The sequence below is a fragment of the Zooshikella ganghwensis DSM 15267 genome, from assembly GCF_000428585.1.
GTDB lineage: Bacteria > Pseudomonadota > Gammaproteobacteria > Pseudomonadales > Zooshikellaceae > Zooshikella > Zooshikella ganghwensis.
In genome coordinates this window covers 1-1,118 of sequence record NZ_AUAF01000412.1, presented here as the reverse complement: position 1 = coordinate 1,118, position 1,118 = coordinate 1, and the positions used below count along the sequence as shown (strand labels likewise).

The 1,118-nt window shown below is 35.3% G+C and carries 1 protein-coding gene; it reads right to left on the bottom strand.

What is annotated here, in order from left to right:
* Window positions 1-388 precede the first annotated feature (388 nt).
* Complete coding sequence (locus F607_RS32365; protein WP_038292733.1) at window positions 389-871, bottom strand: GNAT family N-acetyltransferase; 483 nt, start codon at window positions 869-871, stop codon at window positions 389-391.
* Window positions 872-1,118: the final 247 nt, after the last annotated feature.

The following is a 1,118-nucleotide window of genomic DNA, read 5'->3' as shown; positions in this document are numbered from 1 at the left end:
CCAAGTAAACGAATACCATGAGCAGATCATTCAGGCATAGCCTTTCGCTGACGATGACCACGCCCATAGGACGTGGTTTTTATTTATTAATAAATTTCTATTGGTTGAATCGACTCAACTGGAAAAGATACCAGCATCCAAGAAATTAGAAATACACTTTTAATACTTTTTCGAAGGCTTAAACTCATACCATTTTCTGATGTACTTTCACAGTAAAGTTTTAAAACGGATAGCTGAAGTAGATAAGGAAAGCGATAGAGGAAGCGGGGTAGGGGAAACGCTACTTTGTTTAGTAATCCTTTAATAATATTTTTGGCTGATGGACAATTTGAGCGCTTAAAACAATAATGCAGCAGTATGAAAAGAACATTTTTTAATTCCTTATCGATTACATTTCTTTTCTCATTAAACATCCACTGGGACCATAGCTTTGGCAAATAGCTACATTATTATCTTTTTTAAATCCATACCTTGACCAAAATGGCGTAGTAAGTTGCACCGAAACTAACATTATTTCCTGAACATTTGCAGCTAATGCAGTTTCTAATAAATCCTCTACTAACCTATGCGCAACACCATTACCTCTTGAATGCTGATCAACCGCTAAGTCGTGTAGGTAAAGTCGTGAACATGCTTTTTCTGAGACAGTAATTTTTTCATGGAGCTTCGGCGGAGCTTTGTTTGCCCAAGGATGGGCTAACAAATAGCCAAGAACACAACCATCATATGCAAAAACTTTACAGGTACATGGTGATACGACCCACTTACTTTTTAAAACACTAATATCTTCAGCTTCGACTTCATAATAAGACTGCGCTTGAATCTGTTCAATTGAGTCCCAATCACTCTCAATGATTTGTCTTATGCACATCAACTATACTCCAAGGCTCACATTTTATCGTTTAAAGCATGATTATGCTTAATAACATATGGCTTTATACAATGAAAGCCTTATATTTTCTTTGTGATTTATAAAATAACTCGTCAAATTCAATAGGTGAGTTTTTTTAGCACTAAGCTGAATATCTATGTACAGGACAAAAAGCTGAATAAATAAGAAAAATCAATTAGTTAGAAGTGAATTGATCCCTCATTGGTATTACAATTCAGGCTGCGAA

Bases quoted from the DNA above. Each gene is read 5' to 3' on its own strand.
- F607_RS32365 (WP_038292733.1), bottom strand. From the start codon at position 871: ATGTGCATAAGACAAATCATTGAGAGTGATTGGGACTCAATTGAACAG.